General features: G+C 44.8%; 27 protein-coding genes. 13 read left to right on the top strand and 14 right to left on the bottom strand.

All coding sequences use genetic code 11. From position 1 onward, the window contains the following. Positions 1-94 precede the first annotated feature (94 nt). The 3 genes from menH to ACFQU8_RS02265 are packed head-to-tail and all read right to left on the bottom strand — an operon-like array spanning position 95 to position 4,046. Positions 95-907, bottom strand: a complete 813-nt coding sequence (gene menH, locus ACFQU8_RS02255) for a 2-succinyl-6-hydroxy-2,4-cyclohexadiene-1-carboxylate synthase (protein ID WP_382357540.1) — start codon at positions 905-907, stop codon at positions 95-97. Beyond that, positions 900-2,657, bottom strand: a complete 1,758-nt coding sequence (gene menD, locus ACFQU8_RS02260; RefSeq protein ID WP_382357541.1) for a 2-succinyl-5-enolpyruvyl-6-hydroxy-3-cyclohexene-1-carboxylic-acid synthase — start codon at positions 2,655-2,657, stop codon at positions 900-902. The genes menH and menD overlap by 8 nt, the downstream gene beginning before the upstream one ends. A 3-nt stretch (positions 2,658-2,660) precedes the next feature. Beyond that, a complete protein-coding gene (locus ACFQU8_RS02265; protein ID WP_382357542.1) occupies positions 2,661-4,046 on the bottom strand; it encodes an isochorismate synthase in 1,386 nt (461 codons plus the stop codon). 165 nt (positions 4,047-4,211) lie between these two features. Here ACFQU8_RS02265 and ACFQU8_RS02270 point away from each other — a divergent pair, with 165 nt between their 5' ends. From ACFQU8_RS02270 to ACFQU8_RS02300, 7 genes are all read left to right on the top strand, one after another. Continuing rightward, positions 4,212-5,141, top strand: coding sequence for a 1,4-dihydroxy-2-naphthoate polyprenyltransferase (locus ACFQU8_RS02270; RefSeq protein WP_382357543.1), 930 nt, complete (start codon positions 4,212-4,214; stop codon positions 5,139-5,141). Positions 5,142-5,163: 22 nt separating this feature from the next. Further along, a complete protein-coding gene (locus tag ACFQU8_RS02275) occupies positions 5,164-5,547 on the top strand; it encodes a hotdog fold thioesterase (RefSeq protein ID WP_382357544.1) in 384 nt (127 codons plus the stop codon). A 90-nt stretch (positions 5,548-5,637) separates the two neighbouring features. Continuing rightward, on the top strand, positions 5,638-6,201 hold the full coding sequence (locus ACFQU8_RS02280) for a thioredoxin family protein (protein WP_382357545.1): 564 nt from the start codon (positions 5,638-5,640) through the stop codon (positions 6,199-6,201). Between the two features lie 82 nt (positions 6,202-6,283). Next, the gene (locus tag ACFQU8_RS02285; protein ID WP_382357546.1) at positions 6,284-7,288 is read left to right on the top strand and encodes a potassium channel family protein; all 1,005 of its coding nucleotides are present in this window, start codon (positions 6,284-6,286) and stop codon (positions 7,286-7,288) included. A 124-nt stretch (positions 7,289-7,412) separates the two neighbouring features. Beyond that, a complete protein-coding gene (gene yugI / locus ACFQU8_RS02290) occupies positions 7,413-7,799 on the top strand; it encodes a S1 domain-containing post-transcriptional regulator GSP13 (protein ID WP_382357547.1) in 387 nt (128 codons plus the stop codon). Between the two features lie 133 nt (positions 7,800-7,932). Beyond that, the gene (locus ACFQU8_RS02295) at positions 7,933-9,282 is read left to right on the top strand and encodes a glucose-6-phosphate isomerase (RefSeq protein WP_382357548.1); all 1,350 of its coding nucleotides are present in this window, start codon (positions 7,933-7,935) and stop codon (positions 9,280-9,282) included. A 244-nt stretch (positions 9,283-9,526) separates the two neighbouring features. After that, positions 9,527-10,696, top strand: a complete 1,170-nt coding sequence (locus ACFQU8_RS02300) for a MalY/PatB family protein (protein ID WP_382357549.1) — start codon at positions 9,527-9,529, stop codon at positions 10,694-10,696. An 80-nt stretch (positions 10,697-10,776) separates the two neighbouring features. On the opposite strand, the gene ACFQU8_RS02305 is transcribed toward ACFQU8_RS02300, so the two are convergent. Further along, positions 10,777-11,358, bottom strand: coding sequence for a superoxide dismutase family protein (locus ACFQU8_RS02305; RefSeq protein ID WP_382357550.1), 582 nt, complete (start codon positions 11,356-11,358; stop codon positions 10,777-10,779). 87 nt (positions 11,359-11,445) lie between these two features. Further along, positions 11,446-11,625 (bottom strand): hypothetical protein, encoded by a 180-nt coding sequence (locus ACFQU8_RS02310; RefSeq protein ID WP_382357551.1) that lies wholly within the window; start codon positions 11,623-11,625, stop codon positions 11,446-11,448. A 133-nt stretch (positions 11,626-11,758) separates the two neighbouring features. On the opposite strand from ACFQU8_RS02310, the gene kapB reads away from it, so the two are divergent. Further along, positions 11,759-12,151, top strand: a complete 393-nt coding sequence (kapB, locus tag ACFQU8_RS02315) for a sporulation phosphorelay system protein KapB (RefSeq protein ID WP_382357552.1) — start codon at positions 11,759-11,761, stop codon at positions 12,149-12,151. Positions 12,152-12,276: 125 nt separating this feature from the next. Here the strand turns inward: kapB and ACFQU8_RS02320 are convergent, their stop codons facing one another. Next, complete coding sequence (locus ACFQU8_RS02320; RefSeq protein ID WP_382357553.1) at positions 12,277-12,552, bottom strand: phosphocarrier protein HPr; 276 nt, start codon at positions 12,550-12,552, stop codon at positions 12,277-12,279. Positions 12,553-12,755: 203 nt separating this feature from the next. Here ACFQU8_RS02320 and deoD point away from each other — a divergent pair, with 203 nt between their 5' ends. Together deoD and ACFQU8_RS02330 are read left to right on the top strand one after the other, a co-directional pair. Continuing rightward, positions 12,756-13,463, top strand: coding sequence for a purine-nucleoside phosphorylase (gene deoD / locus ACFQU8_RS02325; RefSeq protein ID WP_382357554.1), 708 nt, complete (start codon positions 12,756-12,758; stop codon positions 13,461-13,463). Between the two features lie 150 nt (positions 13,464-13,613). Further along, entirely contained in the window at positions 13,614-14,213 is a 600-nt protein-coding gene (locus ACFQU8_RS02330; protein ID WP_382357555.1) for a biotin transporter BioY, read from the top strand. Positions 14,214-14,256: 43 nt separating this feature from the next. Here ACFQU8_RS02330 and ACFQU8_RS02335 read toward each other — a convergent pair whose 3' ends face one another. The 3 genes from ACFQU8_RS02335 to ACFQU8_RS02345 form a co-directional block, all read right to left on the bottom strand. Then, a complete protein-coding gene (locus ACFQU8_RS02335; protein WP_382357556.1) occupies positions 14,257-14,937 on the bottom strand; it encodes a 3D domain-containing protein in 681 nt (226 codons plus the stop codon). 298 nt (positions 14,938-15,235) lie between these two features. Then, on the bottom strand, positions 15,236-15,547 hold the full coding sequence (locus ACFQU8_RS02340; RefSeq protein WP_382357557.1) for a YuiB family protein: 312 nt from the start codon (positions 15,545-15,547) through the stop codon (positions 15,236-15,238). A gap of 98 nt (positions 15,548-15,645) precedes the next feature. Then, positions 15,646-16,866 (bottom strand): NAD(P)/FAD-dependent oxidoreductase, encoded by a 1,221-nt coding sequence (locus ACFQU8_RS02345; protein WP_382357558.1) that lies wholly within the window; start codon positions 16,864-16,866, stop codon positions 15,646-15,648. A gap of 240 nt (positions 16,867-17,106) precedes the next feature. On the opposite strand from ACFQU8_RS02345, the gene ACFQU8_RS02350 reads away from it, so the two are divergent. Continuing rightward, entirely contained in the window at positions 17,107-18,093 is a 987-nt protein-coding gene (locus ACFQU8_RS02350) for an NAD(P)/FAD-dependent oxidoreductase (protein WP_382357559.1), read from the top strand. 52 nt (positions 18,094-18,145) lie between these two features. Here ACFQU8_RS02350 and ACFQU8_RS02355 read toward each other — a convergent pair whose 3' ends face one another. Together ACFQU8_RS02355 and ACFQU8_RS02360 are read right to left on the bottom strand one after the other, a co-directional pair. Further along, a complete protein-coding gene (locus ACFQU8_RS02355; protein WP_382357560.1) occupies positions 18,146-18,502 on the bottom strand; it encodes a HesB/IscA family protein in 357 nt (118 codons plus the stop codon). 145 nt (positions 18,503-18,647) lie between these two features. Beyond that, positions 18,648-18,974: a YuzD family protein gene (locus ACFQU8_RS02360; protein WP_382357561.1), complete on the bottom strand. Its 327-nt coding sequence runs from the start codon at positions 18,972-18,974 to the stop codon at positions 18,648-18,650. A gap of 174 nt (positions 18,975-19,148) precedes the next feature. Between ACFQU8_RS02360 and ACFQU8_RS02365 the strand changes: the two genes are divergently transcribed. After that, positions 19,149-19,373, top strand: coding sequence for a NifU family protein (locus tag ACFQU8_RS02365; RefSeq protein ID WP_382357562.1), 225 nt, complete (start codon positions 19,149-19,151; stop codon positions 19,371-19,373). A gap of 43 nt (positions 19,374-19,416) precedes the next feature. On the opposite strand, the gene ACFQU8_RS02370 is transcribed toward ACFQU8_RS02365, so the two are convergent. Together ACFQU8_RS02370 and ACFQU8_RS02375 are read right to left on the bottom strand one after the other, a co-directional pair. Next, positions 19,417-20,379: a 2-hydroxyacid dehydrogenase gene (locus ACFQU8_RS02370; protein WP_382357563.1), complete on the bottom strand. Its 963-nt coding sequence runs from the start codon at positions 20,377-20,379 to the stop codon at positions 19,417-19,419. Between the two features lie 64 nt (positions 20,380-20,443). Continuing rightward, the gene (locus ACFQU8_RS02375) at positions 20,444-21,415 is read right to left on the bottom strand and encodes a hypothetical protein (RefSeq protein WP_382357564.1); all 972 of its coding nucleotides are present in this window, start codon (positions 21,413-21,415) and stop codon (positions 20,444-20,446) included. 85 nt (positions 21,416-21,500) lie between these two features. On the opposite strand from ACFQU8_RS02375, the gene ACFQU8_RS02380 reads away from it, so the two are divergent. Beyond that, complete coding sequence (locus ACFQU8_RS02380; RefSeq protein WP_382357565.1) at positions 21,501-22,013, top strand: phosphatidylglycerophosphatase A family protein; 513 nt, start codon at positions 21,501-21,503, stop codon at positions 22,011-22,013. 17 nt (positions 22,014-22,030) lie between these two features. Here ACFQU8_RS02380 and ACFQU8_RS02385 read toward each other — a convergent pair whose 3' ends face one another. Continuing rightward, complete coding sequence (locus tag ACFQU8_RS02385) at positions 22,031-22,816, bottom strand: TIGR01457 family HAD-type hydrolase (RefSeq protein WP_382357566.1); 786 nt, start codon at positions 22,814-22,816, stop codon at positions 22,031-22,033. Positions 22,817-22,853: the final 37 nt, after the last annotated feature.

Consider the following 22,853-nt stretch of genomic DNA (forward strand, 5'->3'; position numbering starts at 1 on the left):
CCTCTTTCATCTCAAAATCTGTGGAACGCATGTCACGGCGTTCGAATAGGAACTGTAAGCCTTTGCTCGTTTTTAGCAAAGGCTTAGTTACGATTCATAATGACTTTGGACGCGACTGCAAAAAGTCACTTGCCAGTTTAGCAAAAATAACTGGCTGTTCCACGTGAATGGCATGTCCTGCCTTATAAACTATTTTGTGCTGAACGGCTGGCAGCTTAGTTGCCATTTTCTGGTTGAGCTCAACAAATTTTTGATCCCATTCGCCTGACAACAGCAAGACTGGCCGTCTCAGCTGCGGCAGAGCCTCCCACCAGGATGGCTGCACGCCCGTCCCCATATACCTTAAAGATTGGCTAAGTCCTTCTGGCACATGTGAGAGGCGCTCCGCTCTTATTTTATCACGAACAGGTTCCGAAAGCTGTTTTTGTGAAGCAAACAGCGGAAGCGATTCCCAATAGGCGACGAACGCCTCAAGCCCTTCCTGTTCAATATAATTGGCCAGGCGATCATCCTGCTGCCGGCGGGCGGCACGCTCCGTTTCCTGAGCCAAACCGGGTGAGCCGCTTTCCAAAATTAACGACGCGACACGGTCAGGGTATAAGATCGCAAAAGACAACGCCGTGCGCCCGCCCATAGAATAGCCTATTAAGTGCACTTGAGACAATCCCAGCTGATCGAGCAGGCCGGTCAGATCGTGACAAAAAGCCTCAATCGTTTTCACAGACCCCTGTTTCATGTACCTATGACCAGGCAGATCAAGTGTGATAAGCTGATACAGATTCTGTAAATCATGAACCAGATTGTCCCATGTGTCAGCTGAACCGGTGAATCCATGCAGGAGGACGATTGGTTCGCCTTCACCGTACGATTCATACCAATAAGGTGTTCCATTAATGGTCTTATACATGACGTGACGCCTCATCTTTTAACAGTGATGCCTCGATCGCCTGCCACTTTCTGCGATGCCATGCTTCGTTGGCAGCCCGTTCGGTTTTGACTTCTACGACAGACAATCCCTGATACTGATAGCTTTCCTGCAGTGAGTCTTTTAGTTCTGAAGTGCTTTCCGGCTGCCGGTACGTACCGCCATACATCTTAACAGCATATCTGAGATCAATATCAAGCGGTGTGCCAAATAGTGTCTCGAAATGGGTGTTTGGCTGGCTGGCATGCGGCAAAAAGGAAAAGATGCCGCCGCCATTATTATTAAGGACGAGAATGGTTATGTTGAGCTCGTAATGTTTGGCTGTCAGCAGCCCATTCATATCATGGAAAAACGATAAATCACCCAGAACAAGTGTAACGGGATCCCCTGTCGCTGCAGCTCCCATGCCGCTTGATACCATGCCGTCGATGCCATTGGCCCCGCGGTTAGCCAGCACATCTACAGACTTGTCCGTAGCCATAAAAAAGGTATCCAGATCCCTTACAGCCATACTGTTGCCAATGTAAATACTGCTTGCATCCGGAAGAACTGCCAGCAAACTGCGAATGGCCTCCCCTTCCGTCAGCGCATCTGTGTCATCAGAGGCCGTTAAATGATTTTTGGATGTTTGATTCATCGTTTGCCATCTGCTCAGCCACTGCGCATCTCCAGCTACTGAACCGGCACTGTTTGTCAGGTCCTGGCATAATAGAGCCGCATCGGCGTAAATCCACTCTGTTCGATTGCCCGCAGGTTCACGGTAACCTGCCACATTTTCCACGACATACTGCGGGACATCTGAGTGTTCTTTTGCGTAAAACAGATAAGCCTTCGAAACTGGCATGGCACCAAAACGGATAATAAAGTCCGGTTTCAGCTGCTGTCTTAAGGTTTCACTTCGCAAAAAAGCGTCATAACTTTCAACAATCAGATGTTTCGTATGCTTGCCCGCCCGCACCTGGGATAAAGGATCAGCAAGAATCGGCAGCTGCCAGGTTTCAGCAAGATTGGTGATCGCTAAAGCTAAGTTTGGATCGGTTTGCGGTCCGCAGACAATCAGACCTTTTGATAGAGATTGCAGCTGCTTGTTTAATTGATTCAGCTGTTCTGGTTCCAGACGGCGCTTGCCCGCAGCCATTGTATAAAACGGCTCGTCAGGCTTGTTTCCCCAAACATTATCGAGTCCCATATCCGGAATTAATGGCTCACGGAACGGAAAATTTAAGTGTACCGGGCCTGGATTGCCTTCATTGGCTGTATGGACGGCACGCGACGCTTTATTCCGCACATAGTCAAGCATCGCAGCATCTGCTTCAGGAAGAGCCATTTCCTGAAACCATTTGACATAATCACCATATAATTTAATTTGCCCAATTGCCTGGGGTGCACCCGTATCACGCAGTTCATGCGGCCGGTCTGAGGTCAGAACAACAAGGGGCACCCGGCTGTAATACGCCTCAACAATCGCTGGAAAATAATTCGCAGCAGCTGTGCCGGACGTACAGACAAGCGCAACCGGGACCTGGCGTTTTTTGGCCATTCCAAGGGCGAAATACGCCGCTGACCTTTCATCAAGTACAATCCACTGTCTTAAATCGGCGTGCTCGGTGATGGTTATTGCCAAGGGTGTCGATCGGGACCCTGGCGAGATGACAACATCGGTCAATCCGCCTTGAGCCAGTTCATCAACAAAATTGGCTGTAAAACGTGTCAATGTCTCTGTGTGATTCATGATTCAGCCTCCTAAAACAGCCAGCATCGGTGCAAATTTCATATTGGTTTCTTCATATTCCGTTTCCGGGTCCGAATCCTTCATAATACCACAACCGGCAAATAACGTGGCCTGGTCTTCCCGGATTAGCCCTGAACGAATACCAACGGCAAACTCACCATTCCGATTACTGTCAAGCCAGCCGACAGGTGCCCCGTACCAGCCTCTGTCAAGATGTTCGCAGTCACGTATGAACGTCAGTGCTTCCTGACGCGGGACACCACCTAGAGCAGGCGTTGGATGCAATTGTTCAACAATATTAAACAGACTATAACCATCTTTCAAGGTCGCCGTAACCGGCGTGTACAAATGCTGCAGATTCTTAAGCGGATAAATGACCGGCTTGTCCGGAATATTAAGATTCGTACAGAAATGAGTCAGTGATTGTCTGATCATGCTGACGACAGCATCATGTTCGCGCCGGTTTTTTGTATCATGATACAGTGCATCAGCTATGGCAGCGTCAGCTTCTTGTGTATGACCTCTTGATGCCGTTCCTGCAAGACAAGTAGACAGTATCTGATCCTGCTCTTGTTTCACCAGCCGCTCCGGAGAGGCACCAACGAAGCAGTCTTCCCCGCGTTCAAAAGCGAACACATAACTATTCGGCTGCGTTTCAAGCAGTCTCTTTAATAGAGAAGCTATGGCAGCGTCATCGGTCAGATCGACTTGCAATGCTCGTGCAAGAACAATTTTATCAGCATAATGCTGCTGCAGATACTCAGTCGTAAACCTGACCGTTTCTTTCCAGATTTCAGGGTCAATTTCCTGCTTCATTTGAATAGTCGGCCCTTCTGCTAAATGGGCTGGCGGATCCCGCAAAACCTTCTCTGTTTGCTGAAGTGTCTGTTCCAAAGATGCCGGATCATCGTTTGCCTGTACCCTGACATTCACCGTGAAATAGCAGGCATCATCCCGGCTGGTAAGCATGAATGAGGGAATCGTCAGTGCTAAATCAGGAAAATGACGCCACACGTCTGACTGCTGTTTGACCGGATCAAATGACATGCCGCCCAGCGCAAGCAGACCAGTGCCAGAGACTTCATAAGGATTATGAATAACAGCTTCACGCAGCAGTTGATTCCAGATTGTTTCCGCGTGCTCAACCCGGTTTGTCCCGGCTGTTATATCAAATGCGCTCCCGGCTCCGGCAATACAGATGTCTTCCGCTGTGCTTGACCAAAACGTCCGGTTCATTGCTTGTATGCCCGCTGCTTCAAAAAAAGCGAGCGGATTAATTGATTGTATCTTTTTAGTCATGCTCATCAACAACGGCGTTCCCCGTTTCTTTGCCTTATGAATAGCCTGATCAAGCATGTTATAAAGTGATGTTTCCTTAACATCTATCATAATCCTAACCTCCGTGATAGTCTCTATGACAAAGTACCATATCTATTGTATGCTTTTTTTGCATCCTCCTCAAGGAAGGCGCCCGACATGTCCATTGTTTGGCAATTGACACGCCTCAAGGAATTGCCTAAACTTGTAGTGATATATGTAAAGGAGATAGGTACTGTGGATTCGATAACCTCAATTAAAACCGAACTTAATGAAAAGAGCGGTCTGCAGATATGGTGGCGTCTGTTGCGGCCGCATACATTGACAGCCTCCATCATTCCAGTATTTGTCGGGACGATGTTTGCCTTAGGCGGTTACGACATTAACATTTTGTTATTCCTGGCAATGCTTCTGGCTTCTGTCCTGATCCAGGCAGCCACCAATATGTTTAATGAATATTATGATTTTGTTCGCGGCCTGGATAATGAAAAATCAGTTGGCATTGGCGGGACGATTGTCCGGGATGGCATTGCACCCAAAACAGTCCTGGGGATGGCCCTTATCTTTTTCGGCATTGCCATTTTGCTTGGTGTCTATATATGTCTTGAATCAAGCTGGTGGGTTGCTGCTATCGGGTTAGTCTGTATGTTATTTGGCTATTTGTATACCGGCGGACCATTCCCAATTGCTTATACACCATTTGGTGAACTTTTTTCGGGTTTCTTTATGGGCACAGTTATCATCGGAATCAGTTATTATATTCAGACAGGCCTTTTGACGGGTTCTGCCGTCTTAATGTCATTCCCTGTCGCTATTTTCATCGGTGCCATCATGATGTCCAATAATATCCGTGATTTGGATGGTGATAAAGAAAATGGCCGAAAAACGATCGCTATCCTGCTGGGCCGGCCAAAAGCTGTCCGCTTTCTCGCTGCAATGTTCGCGGTCGCTTATGTATTAACAGCCATCTATATTATGATGGGCATTTTACCAATATGGTCAATTCTTGCGTTTCTCAGTATCATTAAAGCCACAGACGTGATCAAAAAATTTCGCGGAAAAACCAAACCGCTGGAGATGATGCCCGCTATGGCAGCAACGGGCAAAACAAATACGCTGTATGGCCTTTTGCTTGGCATCTCACTTCTGGCCGGTCACCTATTCTGATCTCATAAGGAGAGGGTTATAAATGGATGGCAAACAGACATTGATGGAAACACTGGGTATGGAAACACTGATTACGGAGGCGAACCAGGTTGTTGTGACGATGCCGGTTGATGAGCGAACACATCAGCCCTTTGGATTCTTGCATGGCGGGGCTAATGTTGCCCTGGCTGAATCAGCTGCCAGTATCGGCGCATTTTTAAATGTTGATCCGGAACAATTTAACGTCTTTGGTATTGATATAAACGCTAATCATATAAAAAGTAAACGTGACGGTGTTGTAACCGCAACAGCCGAGCCAGCTCATAGAGGCAAAACAACAATGGTCTGGGAAATCCGCATAACCGATGAGCACGAGCAGCTGATCTGCACATCACGCTGCACCATTGGGGTTGTACCCAAAAGGTGACATATGCTATGCAGCAAATTTAACTGCTCACTTCAGAAAAATGAAAAACGGGACGAAACAAAAGCAAACCCAAAAAGGAGTGCGAGCATCATGAATTTGAATCAATGGTTTGACGAAGGGATGGACCCGAATACGTATGTTGAATCAATGACGGAACATCAGGATGGTCTGCTTCATATCTACGAATCGTTCACACCGCCTGAAGACAGCGAATTTAACAAAAACCTGTACAGCCAGAATTTGCGCGTCATCATTTTGACCGAAGACTGGTGCGGGGATGCTATGCTCAACGTGCCGATCTTGTTCCGTATGGCAGAACAGGTGAATATGCCGGTCAAGCTTCTTTTGCGTGATGAAAATCTCGAATTGATGGATCATTACTTAACGAACGGCCGGTCCCGCTCAATTCCCATTTTTATATTTATTGATGAGGCCGGCAATGAAGTGGCCAGCTGGGGACCAAGGGCGGACGAAATCCAGCAGTTTGCAGCTGAATCCCAGGCTAATCTCCCGCCCAAAGACGCGGATGGCTATCAGGAAAAAGCCCGGGAAATGCATCTGTTTATGTCTAAAACATTTCGGGACGATACAGATTTCTGGCAAATTGTCTATACCAGCATCCGGCAAACGCTTAAAAATGCTCTGAGTCGTTAGACACGTTCATTCGTGGCGTATAGAGATTGGCACCCTTTGCCTATACTAGAAATGATGACAAACCATAGACAAAGGTGAAAACATGAATCTTGAAACGTTTAAACATATTTTTTATCGCTTGCCGGTTGTTGTAAGACTGTTAATCGCCATAAGCGTGCTCATGCTGTTTTTTGGAGGTGCCATTCATCTCCTGGAACCGCGGCAATTTTCCTCCCTGTTTGACGGTATCTGGTGGGCATTCGTAACCGGAGCTACCGTTGGCTACGGTGATTTCGCCCCAATAACAGTCCCGGGAAGACTTGTAGGCATTTTGCTGATTCTTTCCGGTGGTGGCATGCTCACCTTTTACATTACAACACTTGCCGCCAAAACAATTAACCATGAAAGTGAATTGTCAGAAGGCAAAGTAGCGTTTAAAGGCAAAAATCATATCGTAGTTATCGGGTGGAATGAACGAACAAAACAACTCGCCGACATGATTGCAGACAAACGTGACGATCAGGAGGTTGTGCTGATTGACCGGACATTAGACGAATTGAACTTTCAGAACTATCCCGTCCATTTCATTCATGGTGATCCGAGTGAGGACGCTGTCTTAGTGCAGGCAAATATTCAGGAAGCTGCATCCGTCCTTATCAGTGCTGATACAACAGCCCAGAAGGAGCGGCAAGCTGATAATAATACGATTCTGGCAACTGTAGCCGTGCGCGGCAATAATCAGGTTGTGCCCATAAACGCCGAAATTCTGACGATTAGTCAAACTGAAAATGCTGTACGTGCCGGTGCTGACACGGTTATTAGTTCCAATGATTTTATGAGTACATTACTGTATCATGAGCTCTTTCACAAGAAACAGACACGTCCATTCGAAACCGTTTTGAACTTGTTAAACAAACAGCAATTTGCCCACATTGAACTGCCGCATGAATTGAATGGGCGTTCTTTTAAACAAGCTGTCCCCTTCTTTTTGAAAAATCATGAACTGCTGCTTGGGTTTATCCGCGACAGCGAGTGGATCATAAACCCTTCAGAAGAAACTGCCCTGCAAGATAACGACATGCTTATTATCCTGACAGACTGGGCGTAGGCAGACTCATTATCTTAAGACCACCTCTAATAATTTCCTTAAAGGAAGTTTTGCTCGATTTTGTTATGTGTGCTAAAATATTCTATTGTGTTAAAAGATATTGAAAACTCTAGGAGTGGTCAACATGATAGATAATTACGAAACAGGGCAGGTTCTAAACGGGAAAGTGAGAGGCATTCAATCATATGGTGCTTTTGTTGCGCTCGATGATGAAACACAGGGATTAGTGCACATTTCGGAAATAACACATAGCTACGTACAGGACATTCATGCTTTTCTGACAGTCGGTGATGATGTGAATGTGAAAGTGCTCAGTGTTGATACAGAAAAAAACCGTATTTCCCTCTCGATACGGGCAACAGAGGAACCATCCCAGGAACACGCTAATCCGAGCAAAAGCGCTGCACCAAAGCAGGCTGATAATACGAATTCTGGCTTCAATATACTGGAAAGCAAACTTGACGAATGGATCCAGCAGTCAGAGGATCGGAAGAAAACGTTTAAAAACTAGTTGTATAAACAAAAAGAAGCTTGTCTTTCACAGATAAATAGGCTTCTTTTTTTATCTCAGCTTGAATAGAAACGCTGGCATAGGATAAAGTGGTATAAGGCAACGTGACTGACTTTGATAAAGGAGACTGAACATGACCCACATTGACTTTTCTTATCAGCAAGCGCTGACGTTTTTTAACCAGCATGAACTTGATTATCTCGAAGATGACGTGCAGACCGCTCACCACAAGCTGCATAACCGAACGGGCCAGGGCAATGATTTTCTTGGCTGGATGGATTGGCCGGAAGACTACGATCGGGAAGAGTTCTCCCGAATCCAGTCCGCAGCAGACAAAATCCAGCAAGACTCTGACGTCCTGCTTGTTATCGGCATCGGCGGATCCTACCTGGGTGCGCGTGCAGCGATTCAGGCTCTGAACCATTCCTTCCATAATCTGCTTGACAGCGATAAGCGGCATGCACCGCAAGTGCTTTTCGCCGGTCATCATTTAAGTTCCACCTATATCCAGGATCTATTTGATGTGCTTGAGAACAAAGATGTTTCGATTAATGTGATTTCGAAAAGCGGAACAACTACCGAACCAGCGATTGCCTTTCGTATTTTCCGGCGTTTCCTTGAAGACAAGTATGGTGAACAAGAAGCCAGGAAGCGTATATATGCTACCACGGATAAAGCAAAAGGAGCACTGAAAACGATGGCTGATCAGGAAGGCTACGAATCGTTCGTCATACCTGATAATATTGGCGGACGCTTTTCCGTTCTGACTTCAGTTGGTCTGCTTCCGATTGCTGCAAGCGGCATCGCTGTCAGCGACATGATGCAGGGGGCCGAAGCAGCGATGCATGACCTTAGTGAACCGTCCCTTGCTGACAATCCCGCCTATCAATATGCAGCAGTGCGTAATATCTTATACCGTAAGGGCAAAACAACAGAGATGCTGATCGATTATGAACCACACTTGCACTATTTTAATGAATGGTGGAAGCAGCTTTTCGGCGAGAGTGAAGGAAAGGATCATAAAGGTCTCTTTCCGGCAACTGCTAACTTTACGACTGACCTGCACTCGATGGGCCAATACATACAGGATGGGCGTCGTGATCTATTTGAGACCGTTCTGCATATCCGTCAGCCTCAAAAGAATAGGACACTTGCCTCTGACAGTGATAATGCTGATGGCCTTAATTACCTTGCTGGCAGCACCTTACAGGCTATCAATGACAAAGCGTATCAGGGAACATTGCTCGCCCATACCGACGGCGGTGTGCCGAACCTGGTAATTGATCTGCCGGAACTTAATGCTTATATGTTTGGCTTTCTCGTGTACTTTTTCGAAAAGGCCTGTGCTATGAGCGGTTATCTTCTCGGTGTCAATCCGTTTGATCAGCCAGGTGTTGAATCCTATAAGCAAAACATGTTTGCTTTATTAGACAAGCCCGGATATGAAGACGCGAAAGAGCAATTGACAAAACGGCTGACATGATCATTGCTGGCGCCGTTTTTTACAGCAAAAAATGTTTGTATGTCATGTTTAGATTTTAGCAAAACGGTAAGACTATAAAATGTAAGACTTTCTCGTATTCCCCCTGTAAGCAAGACGTTTTATAAGCGTCTTGCTTTTTTTACTATTTAATTCAAATCCAAATGCCCTAATCTTTAACGGTATCGTATTTTCGATTATAATAAGTATACAGCTTTATAAAGATCACATTCACAGGAGGTTTACGATGGGTTTTTTTGATAAAGTACATGATCGCGAAAATACACGCTCCGTTAAATGGGATATGCGTCAGGAAGTATTTCAGTCAGATAACGTTTTGCCTATGTGGGTGGCAGACATGGATTTTAAAGCACCCGATGCGGTTAACGATGCCCTGATAGAGCGGGCTAAGCACGGCATTTACGGCTACACAACCATTAATGATGATGTCATAACACCCATCATGGACTGGATTTCTAAGCGACATAACTGGCAGATTGAAAAAGAATGGCTTTCCTTCAGTCCAGGTGTTGTAACAAGTATGCATATGGCCGTTCAGGCATTAACCAATCCCGGTGACAGCATTCTGATGCAGACACCCGTCTATACACCTTTTTATAGCATTATTGAGTCTCATGACCGGCAGCTAGTTAAAAATCCGCTACTGTATCAGGACCATTATTACAAAATTGATTTTGATGATTTTGAAGCGAAATTAAAACAGGGAGTTAAGGCTTTTCTGCTCTGTTCACCGCATAATCCGGTGGGACGCGTCTGGACAAAAGACGAACTGCAGGAAATGGCTCGCCTGTGTGTGAAACATAATGTCCTGATTTTCGCTGATGAAATTCATGCTGACCTGCTTTACCCTGGTATGACACATACACCTATAGCTTCATTGTCTGAGGAAGCTGCCAACCAGACAGTCACATGCATGTCCCCGTCAAAAACGTTTAATCTCGCGGGACTTCAAGCATCCTATATCATTACACCTGATCAATCCAAGCGAGAAGCCCTGGATGCTCAGTTAAAGAAACAGGGACTGGGAATGATTAACACCATGGGCAATACAGCAATGGAGATGGCTTATCGCCACGGGGAGGAATGGCTCGAAGAACTCCGCGGTGTCCTGCAGGCGCATAAAGATTATGTCATTGACCAGCTTGAAAATAACACCGATGTTCTGAATGTTGTCCGCTCAGAGGGTACTTATCTATTGTGGATTGACTGCAGCAAAATGCAAATGGATGCTCAAGCCTTAAAAACATTTATGAGTGAGCAAGCCAAAGTCGGCCTTAACCCTGGAGCAGATTACGGCAGTGAAGGGGAATTATTTATGCGGATGAATATTGCCTGTCCGCGTGCAACTCTGGAAGAGGGGGTCCGCCGGATCGTTACGGCTGTCAACAACTTATAAAACTTAGAGGGTGTGCTGTTCAAACCGGCTCACCCTCTTTTTACTTTCACCATTCCCAATACCAGACATGCCGCGTCAGGCTAACCTTCCGACATGTCTTCATTATGTTCAGTGGGATCTGTTGGCGTTTTGTCCGGTTTCTTTTTTTCTTTAACTATAAGTCCGCATGCCACGCGTTCACCGGCATTGCCGCCAGGCTGGCTGACACCATCATCCTGACTTTTATGAATGATGATTGACGTCCCTCCGTCTTTGAGCAATGAACCCTTGCCATCCAGTAATGTTGCTCCCTGAGCTGCTAATTCCGCATCCTGGACAAGACCACTGTTATCAGCTTTAATATTCGGCAAATCACCCACATGCGAACCATCCGGATTCATGAGACCGTGTTTGAGCCCCTTTGGATTAAAATGATTGCCCGCTGTTTTGAAATCCGGCGGGTCACATTTCGCATATTCATGCACTTGTATACCGTGAAATCCTTGCTCCAGACCCTCAAGATTCATCTTTAAATTAACCGCATTATCACCTTCTGATAGCTGAACCGTACCAATCATATCACCAGATAAGTTATACATTCCGACAGACTTCGATGTTTCATCATTATTACCTTGGCATCCCGTTATTAACAATAAGATAACAATGAGCCCTATTTTTTTCATCCAAACGTTCTCCTTTAGCCAATACGTTAAGATTAGTATTTGCCATTAAACCAAAAAATAAACAGACCTGAAATAAACAGGTCTGTTTCAATCTTCATCCCGGTTCATATCCTGCTGATACCTAGCGTCAGCTCTGGCCGCCTCTTTTTTGGAGTATCTAATAAAGAAATACAACGTCAGCACAGCACCGATGACAAAAATAGCCAATATAATGACAGCAGGGATATATTCCGATTTATCATCCGGAAAATACAAAAAATCCATCATGGCTGATCCCTTCCTCCACTTTGATTGTAGCATGTCAGCTCGATGAAACCAAAATAAGAAACCTGTTCAATTGCGGAAGGCACCGGACATCTGTCACAATAGCAGTAATATATGGAAAGGAGGAGGGAATTCTATGGCCATTTCAGTTGGTGACATGGTTGAAGTAAAATATAATTCTGGAAGATACATAGGTGAAGTGCTCGAAGACCGTGGTGAGCGTTATCTGGTCAAAGTCCGTGCCGTCAGCAAACATCCTGTGCAAGGTGATCTGCATAATCCTGGCGAAACCGAAGGCGTCGTATTTCAGGTGCGTCAAGCCCTGGCTCACCATGAAAAGATGAACGTCGTTAAATCTGCCGTTAAAAAGTTCACTGGCGATATTCCTGACTATGCGGTATCACTTGAGCAATCCATCGCTGACATTAAACAGCATCTTTCCGAACAGGATACCGCGTTTAATCAGCAGTCACTCAAACAAATTAATGAGCTTGAGCAAAATGTCTATACGAAAAGCTACTACAAATAGGAAAACGCCACGCCTGGTTCAGATAGCCTGAATTCTCGTTCAATTAAATTTAAAGCAGAAAGTGGCGCCTGACGGCATTATGAACCGCCCTCCACTTTTCTGCTTATTTCATATATGCTTTATAATCAGGATCCGGCTTCCTCGCCAAGATGCTCATTCATAACGCCTGTGATACCCTGCATTGCATCTGCTTCGTCGCCGCCAGAAGCCGTAATTTTCACTTCTGCTTCTTTAGGAATTCCCAGTGACATAACACCCATAATCGACTTAAGATTAACATCTTTTCCATTATAGGAAATTTCGATTTCCGATTCGAACTGTCCCGCTTTATTGACGAGTAATGTGGCTGGACGGGCATGCACACCAGTATCTGCTGTAATGGTAAACGTTTGTTCCTGCATTGTTCTTCATCCTTTTCAAAAATAATTCCTGCCGTATGTATTTCGTACAATTGAAATACGATACATTCGTATTATATACAATTATTCCGGTTTTTGAAATATATATGCAGTAAATTCTGCAGGCTTCACCTAAAATTTGTTTTTTATCCTGCTGCTATGATAACGTTATAGTCAATTCATTATTTTAAGGAGGCATATGTGGCATGAGTGTCCATATAGGTGCTGAGAAAAGTGACATTGCTGACAAAGTTCTATTGCCGGGCGATCCGTTGCGCGCAAAATTTATAGCTGAAAATTTTTTAAGCGACGTTACGCAATATAATCACGTACGGGGAATGTATGGTTTCACAGGTACATATAAGGGTGAACGTATTTCTGTTCAGGGGACCGGTATGGGTGTTCCATCCATTTCGATTTACGTCAATGAACTGATTCAGGAGTACGATGTGCAGACATTAATTCGTGTCGGCTCATGCGGTGCCATTCAGGAGGATGTTAAAGTGCGCGACATCATTCTGGCCCAGGGAGCAACAACTGATTCACAAACGAACCGCATGATCTTCGGCGGCATTGATTATGCGCCCCTCGCCGATTTCCAGATGCTGAAAAATGCCTACGATACCTGCATAGAACAGGGACTGGATCCAAAAGTTGGCAATGTCTTTACAAATGATACATTTTATCGGGACAATGCTAAAGAAGTTAACGAACTGCTCGCCAAATATAATGTATTGGCTATTGAAATGGAATCAACGGCACTCTATACACTTGCGGCCAAATTCAACCGCCAGGCACTCACAGTTCTGACGGTATCAGACCATGTGCTTACTGGTGAGGAGACGACGGCTGAAGAACGTCAGACAACCTTTCATGACATGATGACTATTGCACTTGAAACAGCCATCAAATAACACATTAGCAAATTAGCGCATCAAGCTGAAAAACAGTCTTGTTGATGAGGCTGTTTTTTAGTTTAATTGTAAACCTTTATATTTAAAGGTTGACAATTGGCTTAACTAGGCTTAATATCGAACCATCATCAACTTAGGAGGCTCTAGCTATTGAAAACGCTACGAACAGTCGATTTAACATTTGGATCTGTGTTTGTCTGTCTCATGGCTGTTGGTGCTAATATAACAGTCTGGCTTCCCTTTCTGGCACTGCCTATTGGCGGTACAGCTGTCCCCTTATCCCTGCAAACATTTTTCGCCATTATCGCGGGACTAATGCTTGGCAAAAAACGGGGGAGCATCGCTATGGTTACCTACATCCTGGTCGGCTTAGCAGGCGTTCCAGTTTTCGCTCAAATGAAAGCAGGTCCTATGCAGCTCATTTCACCCACCGGCGGATTTATTATTTCCTTTATTGGTGTGGCATTTGTTGCCGGATGGATCGCTGAACAATCGAGAAAGCCCTCCACACCGGTTTATTCAATTGCAGCACTGGCTGGGCTGGCCATCAATTATGGCGCCGGTGTTACATATATGTATATGGCGATGAATACATGGCTTGAACTGGATATCTCTTACTTAGCTGCATGGACAAGCATGCTGCCGTTTTTGATCAAGGACGCGGGACTAACCTGTTTGGCAGCCCTATTTACAGTTAATCTGATAAAACGCCTGCCGTCGACAAACCATTCGGCTGCTCGCACTCTCTGAATCATATAGCACCCGAAATGGTTCATATCGCGGGACGTCTTGATTAGCTTTTGGTTATTTGCTCGCGGAAGACTTGTAAAGCTTCATTTTCATTCAAGTTGTTAAGAACCTCTTCTGTTAACGTGCCATCGCCTTTTTTAATAATCGAGACGTCAACTTCCTGTTTACCCCATTTGGCATAGACGTCCTCAACCGTCTCGAAATATAAATCAATGTCGTTGCCGTTAATGGCACTGCCTTTATCAGCCACAACGCCATAACCATACTCGGGAATGAACATGACAGTGCCAATCGGGTAAACGTCCAGATCGGCTGCAATCGTCGAATACAGATCACGCTTTACCGGAACACCGGAAAACGTAATACCATACTGCGGGTGCTCAGATGTTTTGCCAGTCGATTCAACACCTGCCGTATAGCCAGTTGCCATAACAGTAGCACTTGGGTAATTTTCAGCGTTAACATACTCTTCCAGTGTTTCAGGGCCTTCAATTCGTTCGCTGGAAATATATGATTTCTGCTGTCTTTTTGTCTTCAATGTCTTATCTTCCAGTGTCGTCTCTCGGTATTCGGCTTCTCTGGAGGCCGCAAACGAAACCGGCTCATCGTCACTCAGCCCTTCTGCCTCATCTGCAAAAGATAGTGGAGACACCTTTGACCATGCACCCAAAAAGATTCCGAAAAACAAGAGTATCATGACTGATCGCTTGAGCAATGTCGGCATACTAAATGATAACACCTTCCCGGCAGTGTGTTATTGGGTGTCACCATCAGGAAATTTCCTGATGCACCGGAAATAACTGCCTACTTGGTCAGTGTTGCCAAATAGTTCATTTATATACATCACAAGCAGCCATCAAATCAGCTTAAATTAGCGAAGGAAATAGACGGAGGGAAAAGAGACATAGGTGAGAGCCTGGAGTGCGCCAGTTGCAAGGTGACTCACCATCCGCCCGCGTATTTCTGGAGCTATTTAGCCACACACATGCTCATTCTGGCTTCGCACGTTTGTCCCAGCCACCCTAAAACATTTGATAACCGTTCTTACGCAATAATTTAATAATAATACCAGAAATAATGGTACCCGCAAAACCTGCCCCAAGAATTGTAATATCCGCCGCTGTAACCTCTGTCAGTCTGGTGAACGCAGTCGTAAACGATTCTTGTGGAGCCGTGAAATAATCGGTTGTCGGCATGCCATCTACGATCATCACAATAATAATCGGATAAATAATTGCCATAAGCCACGTTGTACGCAGCAGCATATTTAATATAAAAGCCAGTCCAAAGAATATAACTAAAAACAATAAAATGGAAACAACAAACTGAATCAACGCCTGTTCCTCCTTCAGTTATCCACACAAGCCTTACCCTTATTCTATAACAAAACAGCAAAAAAACAAAGATTCAATCATATCACAATATAACCAAATCAATAAAAGAGGTTGAATTTACCTTTGCGCAGCCACAGATTGAAGCCACCCAATTTAAATAAATTCCGATTATCAAACATTTTTTTCAGGATAATAGCGCGCCAGCCAAACCATTGACGGTGATTAAACACATTCCCTAAGGCATCTGTGCTGCCAAGGGAGGCCATGATTCCAGGCTTATATGGTCTAAATGCTGCCAGCTCACCGTGGCCCTGAATTAAATTTGTGACATTGCGAGCGACCGTATCTGATTCCTGAATCGCCATGTGAGCCGTCATGGGATAGGGCTCATCTGTTCCATCAATTTGAACAGCCGCACAATCCCCCACTGCAAACACTGCACTATCATCTATGGCTCTCATATCCTGTCCTGTATCAAGTTTTCCGTTTGTTTGCGTGAATCCTGCTTCTGCAGCAATGGCATGACCGCGTACCCCACCAGTCCAAACAGTTGTAAAGGTGGGAATCATCATTCTTTCACCATTTTTCTCATAAATCACCCTGTCCGAATCACATGCCTGTACTTCTGCATCCATAATGAATTCAACACCCCGGGATTCAAGCGAATTCAAGGCGTATTCAGCCATCTGTGAATCAAATTCCGGAAGCACTGTTGATGCTTTTTCAATATTAATAAGACGAACCAGTGTCTTTGGGATATCGTACTCTTCACAAAGTTCTGGAATTCGATTAGCCAGTTCACCTAAATAGCTAATGCCTGATAGTCCGCCGCCAGCAACAACGATATTCAGTCTTCCCCGATTTTTTTCATCTTCATAATGATACCTCGCAAAATTATAATTAAGCTGTTCTTTGAGAAGGCGCGCTTCATGAATATTCGCAATCGTAAAGGCATGGTCATCCACGCCTGGTCTACCGCCTGTGTCCGGTTCCGATCCCAATGCAACGATCAGGATATCGTATGTAAGGTCCGCATTTTTCATTTTAATCTTCTTCTTGCTGGGCTTCACCGATAGGACGGTATCCATGATGAAGCTGGTTTTGTTCGTATTAATCACATCCTTAATCGGAAACCATGCCCGATCAGCAGGAAGTGTGCCGGCTGCGTTTTCATGCAGCCATGTTTTTTGATAATGATAATCATATTTGTTCACAAGCGTTACTTCAGCTTCATGTGCGGACAGCAGCTTTTCCAGCTTAATAGCAGTCATGAGACCGCCATACCCCGCACCCAGTATTACAATATTTGGCTTCCCCATCTTTGTCACTTCCATCTTATCAAGTCTGCTTATTTTGACACATTATGTAATATAATTGTAATTCATTACTAATCCTATGACTTTTCGAGCAAAGTTTCAAGACCTTGCAAACGATTGATAAGTATCTCAACCGGACATAACCAGCAGCCATACCGGCATAAGGTGCAACAATACACTCGGTAATTGATTTATGATACGATGGATATGTATATGATAACTATTGTCAATGGAGGGACATCCATGTCAGATCAAGTATATGACGTAACCATTATTGGAGCTGGTCCCACTGGCTTGTTCACAGCTTTTTATGGCGGGATGCGCCAGGCAAGCGTTAAAATAATGGAAAGTTTACCACATACCGGCGGGCAATTAACAGCCCTGTATCCAGAAAAAGATATATACGATGTCGCTGGTTTCCCTGGCATCCGCGCACAGGAACTGGTGGACAACCTGGAGAAGCAGGCCAGAATGTTCGATCCGTCAATTGTATTGGGACAGTCCGTAGAAAATGTGGAACGTCTTGAAGATGATACTTTTAAATTAACGTCCAATTCAGGCGAGGAACACTATAGCAGGACCATTATCATTACTGCAGGCAATGGCGCATTTCAGCCGCGCCGTTTGAAAGTTGAGGGCAGTGACACGTACGAGGGCATCAACCTGCATTATCATGTCAGAGATATGAATGCTTATAAAGGCCAGAATGTTATGCTTCTCGGCGGTGGTGATTCAGCAGTAGACTGGGCACTCATGCTGGAGCAGGTGGCCAATAAAGTTACCTTGGTTCATCGGCGTGATAAATTCCGGGCTCACGAACATAGTGTCGACAAGTTGAGAAATTCAAGTGTGGCGATTACAACACCTTTTGTTCCAGAAGCAATAAATGGAAATGACAAAATCGAAAGTGTGACGCTTAATGAAGTTAAAGGAGACAAAACAATCAATGTCGAAGTAGATGCGGTGCTTTGTAATTATGGCTTCATTTCATCACTTGGGCCTATAAAAGACTGGGGACTTGATATCGATAAGACCAGCATCGTTGTCAATTCACGAATGGAAACGACTATTCCGGGGATTTACGCGGCCGGTGACATCACCTCTTATCCCGGCAAAATCGACTTGATTGCTACTGGGTTTGGAGAAGGCCCAACAGCCATTAACAACGCTAAGCAGTACATCGATCCAGATGCACGCGTTCAGCCACAGCATTCTACATCAATGTTTTAACATAAACAAGAGCCAGACGTTACAGCAAACGCTCTGACTCTTGTTAATCAGTTTAACATTTTTCCGGTGCTCCCTCGCGTTTTTTAGCTTTGAACGATGAGCCGCAGCCGCATGACACAATGGCGTTTGGATTATCAATACTGAATCCCCCGCCCATCATGTTTTGTTTAAAGTCAATGGTTGTTCCTTCAATAATCGGCACATCCTGTTTGTTCATCACAACCGGTATATCGCTATCCTCTTCAACCATGTCAAGTTCGTCATTCATCTCATGATCAAATCCCAATGAGTAGGAAAGACCGCTGCAACCGCCGCCTTTGACACCAAAACGCAGCCGGGCACCTGCTTCTTCGTCCTGCATCATCTCTTTAACCCGTGCTGCTGCATCTTCTGTGATTGAAATCACCATATATGAAACCTCCTGTTTTTGAGATAAGTCAACTTAAGTTAGTATCCTCAAGTATACAAATTATTAGATAATAATTCAAACCTAAAGCTTATTCAAGCCCTGCCATTTTGCTATAAAACAGCACATGATACTTAATGCTTTATATCTAAGTTTGAACAACCGCCCCATTTCGATCCAATTCCCGGTAGATGGGTTTGAGTCTCGGAATACCTTCAGCAGCAATTTCACCATTTATGAGCACGAGCGGATAGAAAAACTCATCTTGCAAGATACGCTCACTCAAGTTTTGATCGCTGTCATCATCTGGCGGCTGCTCGACATCAACATATTTATAAACAAAGTTAGCGTCATGATATTTCCGTCCAATAGCCGCCTGCAGCCACTCATAAGTTTCTCGGGAACCCGGTGCGCCAACACAGCTTGCACAAATTTGCTCTGCCCCATAGACTGTGACCGAAATATTGTCTGCCACTTCAATTCCCCCTCATCATAACGTTAGTTTTATTTTACAAAATAGCTGAACAAAGGTACAATAAAAGTAATTAAAGAAAATAAACTGGATAAGTGAATTTCTATCCTGATCACTTTATAATAATAAGAAGACATGCGTGTTCAAATGAACAACTTTCGAAAGGAGAGATCGGTCATGCAAGAGCAGGTACAGGAAGTCCTGACCAAACTCCGGCCTTTTTTACTTCGTGATGGCGGCGATGTGGAACTGGTTGATGTTGATGATGAAGGGATTGTCCTTATTCGTCTTATGGGGGCTTGTGGCAATTGTCCAAGTTCTACCATCACATTAAAAGCTGGCATCGAACGTGCCTTGAGATCTGAAGTTCCCGGCGTATCAGAGATTGAGCAGGTTTTTTAATACATGGCTGATTAAGGCAGACATTTTGTTGTCTGCCTTATTATTATGGTACAGGTGTTAAAGGTTCCTGCCCATGCAATACAGCGTTTAAATTGGTCAGACAAAGTTCGAGCATCTTTGTCCGAGCCGTTTCACTTGCTGATCCGATATGCGGCAGACAGACAACATTCTGAAGTCCCAACAGCGGGTGTTCCGGTGAGATAGGCTCCTCAGCGAACACATCAAGTCCGGCAGCTCGAATTCTTTGTGTTGTAAGCGCCTGGAGAAGTGCCTCTTCATCCATCGTGCCGCCACGGGAGACATTGATAAAAATAGCCGATGATTTCATATTCTGAAAAGCCGTTTCATCAAACATGGCTGCTGTTTCATCTGTTAAAGGGACTAATGAAACAACAAAGTCCGACTCCTGCAGCATTTCCGTAAAACCTTTGTAAACAGCTCCCAATTCCTGCTCCGCTTTTTCCTTCCGTGAACGATTATGGTATAGAATGGACATGCCGAAGCCTTTCGCACGTCTGGCTACCGCCTCACCAATTTTGCCAAGACCTGCAATACCAATTGTTTTTCCATGAATATCAGATCCAGCCAGTAAATAAGGTGACCAATTCGTCCAGTTGCCATTACGGATATAATCCGACGCTTCAACTATCCGGCGTGCCGTGGCCGAAAGAAGCGCAAATGTCAGGTCGGCTGTCGTCTCTGTCAGCACATCAGGTGTGTTCGTCACCACAATCCCGCGCTCATGGGCTGCTTCGACGTTAACATTATCATAACCGACAGCCATATTGGCAACGACTTTCAGGTTTTTGGCAGCAGCAAGGCATTCCTGATCAATAGATTCAGTGAGCATACATAAGAGCCCATCAGCCTGACTGATTTCCCGAAGCAGCACACTCCGCGGAACGGGCTGTTCGGTTTCCTCCCACATGCGAATATTAAACAGCGCCCGGTATGACTGCAAGACATCTTCTGGCACTTTTCTGGTTACATAAATAACGGGTTTCATGCATCTTCTCCTCTTTCGTTTGCGGCATTTTTAAGATCGGGTTATCTGAGTGCCGAAATAGCGTTTACAGCCAGTGTAACACAGGTATTTGCAAGGCTTCAGGGTTAATACCAGCGTTTTCAAAAAAGAACCCCAGTCTTTCCTCATACATAGGCTGCTTCTGCAACAATTCGGCCAGTTCTGCATGAACTCCTTCATATTGGTCTGCCGAAAATCCTCGTCCGATGACATCAAAAAAATGGACTGGATATAACAGACGTGCCAACAACACACGCCAGCTAAAAATAGATAGCGGCCGGATACGCTGATAATCATTCAGAAATAAGGAAATATCACGTAACGGATCTTCCGCATACAACAGCTGATAGCGAATATATTCCGCCAAATCACGTGCTGGATGATCAACAGCGAATTCCGTTCCCCATACGAGAGAGCTTTCCAGCTGATTTTTATAGCGTCCGAAGACAACAGTTGCCTGATCAGTATCATGGAATCGTTGTTCAGATTCAGTTTCCTGCATATATTGAATCGCATTTTCGCTTAATCCAATCAAATAAGGCATCGAATCCATCAGCAGACGATAATAGTCATTTGGATGATTATGGGCTTCCCAATTTATTTTATTTTCAAATGCTGTTAACTTCTCGATCCATAATTCTTTCCATTGACCATAATTGAAAATGGTTTCCGGCTCATATGGATAAGCCGCTCCCGTCATATGAAATACCGCTAACCGTTCACCATGCGGGCCTTTTGGCAGTACTGGCCTATGATTCGCACGCCATACCATGCAAGGCGTATCATCATAAACACTAAACCACTTACCATCCAGAGTTGGTACCGGTACCGCTACGTTTCTGTAATCATTCTCGTAGTAATAATAAGCTAATGCAGCCTGTTCCATATGTATGGCTTCCGTCTGGTCGGCGTATATGATAAAATAAGTATAATTAGCATCCTGAAATACTTCCGTTCCATCCCACACGGTCCTGTCCCCTGCCTGAATGCTATAATACGTTTCGAGAAATGTCTCCATCTCAGTCACTCCTTTCATCAGCTCCTCTTATAATATATGTCAGCAAGCACATTAGTTTAACAATTTTTTTGAAAAGGTGATCATAATGGAAAATCAAACAAATCGATCAGAATTAGAAAAAAAAGCACGCGATTGGCTGTCAGAACGCGGCGTAACAATTGATGATATAGCAGACCTTGTATATTATTTACAGGCAAACTATCATGATGGTCTGGATATGGACACGTGCCGGGATAATGTGAACCGGGTATTTGGCAAACGAGAAGTGCAGAATGCCATTTTAACCGGGATTCAGCTCGACTGCCTGGCTGAGCAGAAAAAACTGGATCAGCCGCTGCAGCAGACAATCGAAACGGATGAAAGTTTATATGGCATTGATGAAATTATAGCTTTTTCAATTGTTAATGTGTACGGTTCTATCGGCTTTACCAATTATGGCTATATTGATAAACAAAAACCAGGGATTCTTGGCCCTTTAAATGATAAGTCAACGGGCGAGTGTCATACATTTCTGGATGATATTGTCGGGGCTATTGCTGCGGCGGCTTCAAGTCGGCTGGCCCATTCCGCGGCTGATGATGCATTATTGGACGAATAATGTAAAAAACTGCTCGATTAAAGAGCAGTTTTTTTAATATGGGGGAGCCATTCACTTAGATTCTGTACGTAATATGATGGCTTGACAGGTAACGAAGGGTAACAGCTGAATGGTGTCACGCCTGTGAAAACCATTAACGTATCGATGCCTGCATTGATACCTGCTCCTATGTCCGTGTCGTAATTATCCCCTACCATCAGGGTGTTGGGCTTTTCAGCATCTAGGCGCTTCAAAGCCTGGTCGATGATGATGGTTTCCGGTTTACCGATAAACGTGGGCTGCTTTCCCGTACTGACAGATACGACAGATGTCAGGGCACCATTTCCCGGCTCCATCCCCCTGTCAGTCGGGATGGTTGTGTCTGCATTTGTGGAAATAAGCTGAGCACCATGACGAACCTCACGACAAGCTTTGGACAGGGAATCGTACGTTATGCTGTGATCCATGCCTATAATGACAAAATCACTGTTTTCCTCTACAACAGCAAGTCCTTCCTGCTTCAAAGCTTCATGAAGCCCTTCTTCTCCTATAACATAGCAACGCGCCTGAGGATGCTCTCGTTTAATATAGTCAGCCGTCGCCATGCTTGATGTTAAAACATGCTCAGCCGTCGAAGGGATCCCCATTTGCTGTAATTTATGAGAGACTTGAGCAGGTGTTTTGGATGAATTATTGGTCAGGAACAGATAGGGAATCTGCTCAGAAACCAACGTGTCAACAAATGCTGCTGCATACGCAATTGGCTCATTTCCCCGGTACATGGTGCCATCCAGATCAATTATATACGCGTTATACGTTGTCATGTTGTAAATTCACTCTTTCCAGTCTTAATTTGCAGCA

It is taken from the genome of Lentibacillus kimchii (assembly GCF_042666895.1).
GTDB lineage: Bacteria > Bacillota > Bacilli > Bacillales > Amphibacillaceae > Lentibacillus > Lentibacillus kimchii.

Coding starts and splice junctions, on each gene's coding strand:
- ACFQU8_RS02295 (WP_382357548.1), top strand. CDS start 7,933: ATGACCCACATTGACTTTTCTTATCAGCAAGCGCTGACGTTTTTTAAC.
- menH (WP_382357540.1), bottom strand. CDS start 907: ATGTATAAGACCATTAATGGAACACCTTATTGGTATGAATCGTACGGT.
- ACFQU8_RS02320 (WP_382357553.1), bottom strand. CDS start 12,552: ATGCAGGAACAAACGTTTACCATTACAGCAGATACTGGTGTGCATGCC.
- ACFQU8_RS02310 (WP_382357551.1), bottom strand. CDS start 11,625: ATGATGGATTTTTTGTATTTTCCGGATGATAAATCGGAATATATCCCT.
- ACFQU8_RS02275 (WP_382357544.1), top strand. CDS start 5,164: ATGGATGGCAAACAGACATTGATGGAAACACTGGGTATGGAAACACTG.
- ACFQU8_RS02265 (WP_382357542.1), bottom strand. CDS start 4,046: ATGATAGATGTTAAGGAAACATCACTTTATAACATGCTTGATCAGGCT.
- ACFQU8_RS02385 (WP_382357566.1), bottom strand. CDS start 22,816: ATGACAACGTATAACGCGTATATAATTGATCTGGATGGCACCATGTAC.
- kapB (WP_382357552.1), top strand. CDS start 11,759: ATGGCCATTTCAGTTGGTGACATGGTTGAAGTAAAATATAATTCTGGA.
- ACFQU8_RS02355 (WP_382357560.1), bottom strand. CDS start 18,502: ATGGTGATTTCAATCACAGAAGATGCAGCAGCACGGGTTAAAGAGATG.
- ACFQU8_RS02380 (WP_382357565.1), top strand. CDS start 21,501: ATGGAAAATCAAACAAATCGATCAGAATTAGAAAAAAAAGCACGCGAT.
- yugI (WP_382357547.1), top strand. CDS start 7,413: ATGATAGATAATTACGAAACAGGGCAGGTTCTAAACGGGAAAGTGAGA.
- ACFQU8_RS02350 (WP_382357559.1), top strand. CDS start 17,107: ATGTCAGATCAAGTATATGACGTAACCATTATTGGAGCTGGTCCCACT.
- ACFQU8_RS02300 (WP_382357549.1), top strand. CDS start 9,527: ATGGGTTTTTTTGATAAAGTACATGATCGCGAAAATACACGCTCCGTT.
- ACFQU8_RS02335 (WP_382357556.1), bottom strand. CDS start 14,937: ATGCCGACATTGCTCAAGCGATCAGTCATGATACTCTTGTTTTTCGGA.
- menD (WP_382357541.1), bottom strand. CDS start 2,657: ATGAATCACACAGAGACATTGACACGTTTTACAGCCAATTTTGTTGAT.
- ACFQU8_RS02280 (WP_382357545.1), top strand. CDS start 5,638: ATGAATTTGAATCAATGGTTTGACGAAGGGATGGACCCGAATACGTAT.
- deoD (WP_382357554.1), top strand. CDS start 12,756: ATGAGTGTCCATATAGGTGCTGAGAAAAGTGACATTGCTGACAAAGTT.
- ACFQU8_RS02285 (WP_382357546.1), top strand. CDS start 6,284: ATGAATCTTGAAACGTTTAAACATATTTTTTATCGCTTGCCGGTTGTT.
- ACFQU8_RS02305 (WP_382357550.1), bottom strand. CDS start 11,358: ATGAAAAAAATAGGGCTCATTGTTATCTTATTGTTAATAACGGGATGC.
- ACFQU8_RS02345 (WP_382357558.1), bottom strand. CDS start 16,866: ATGGGGAAGCCAAATATTGTAATACTGGGTGCGGGGTATGGCGGTCTC.
- ACFQU8_RS02365 (WP_382357562.1), top strand. CDS start 19,149: ATGCAAGAGCAGGTACAGGAAGTCCTGACCAAACTCCGGCCTTTTTTA.
- ACFQU8_RS02370 (WP_382357563.1), bottom strand. CDS start 20,379: ATGAAACCCGTTATTTATGTAACCAGAAAAGTGCCAGAAGATGTCTTG.
- ACFQU8_RS02375 (WP_382357564.1), bottom strand. CDS start 21,415: ATGGAGACATTTCTCGAAACGTATTATAGCATTCAGGCAGGGGACAGG.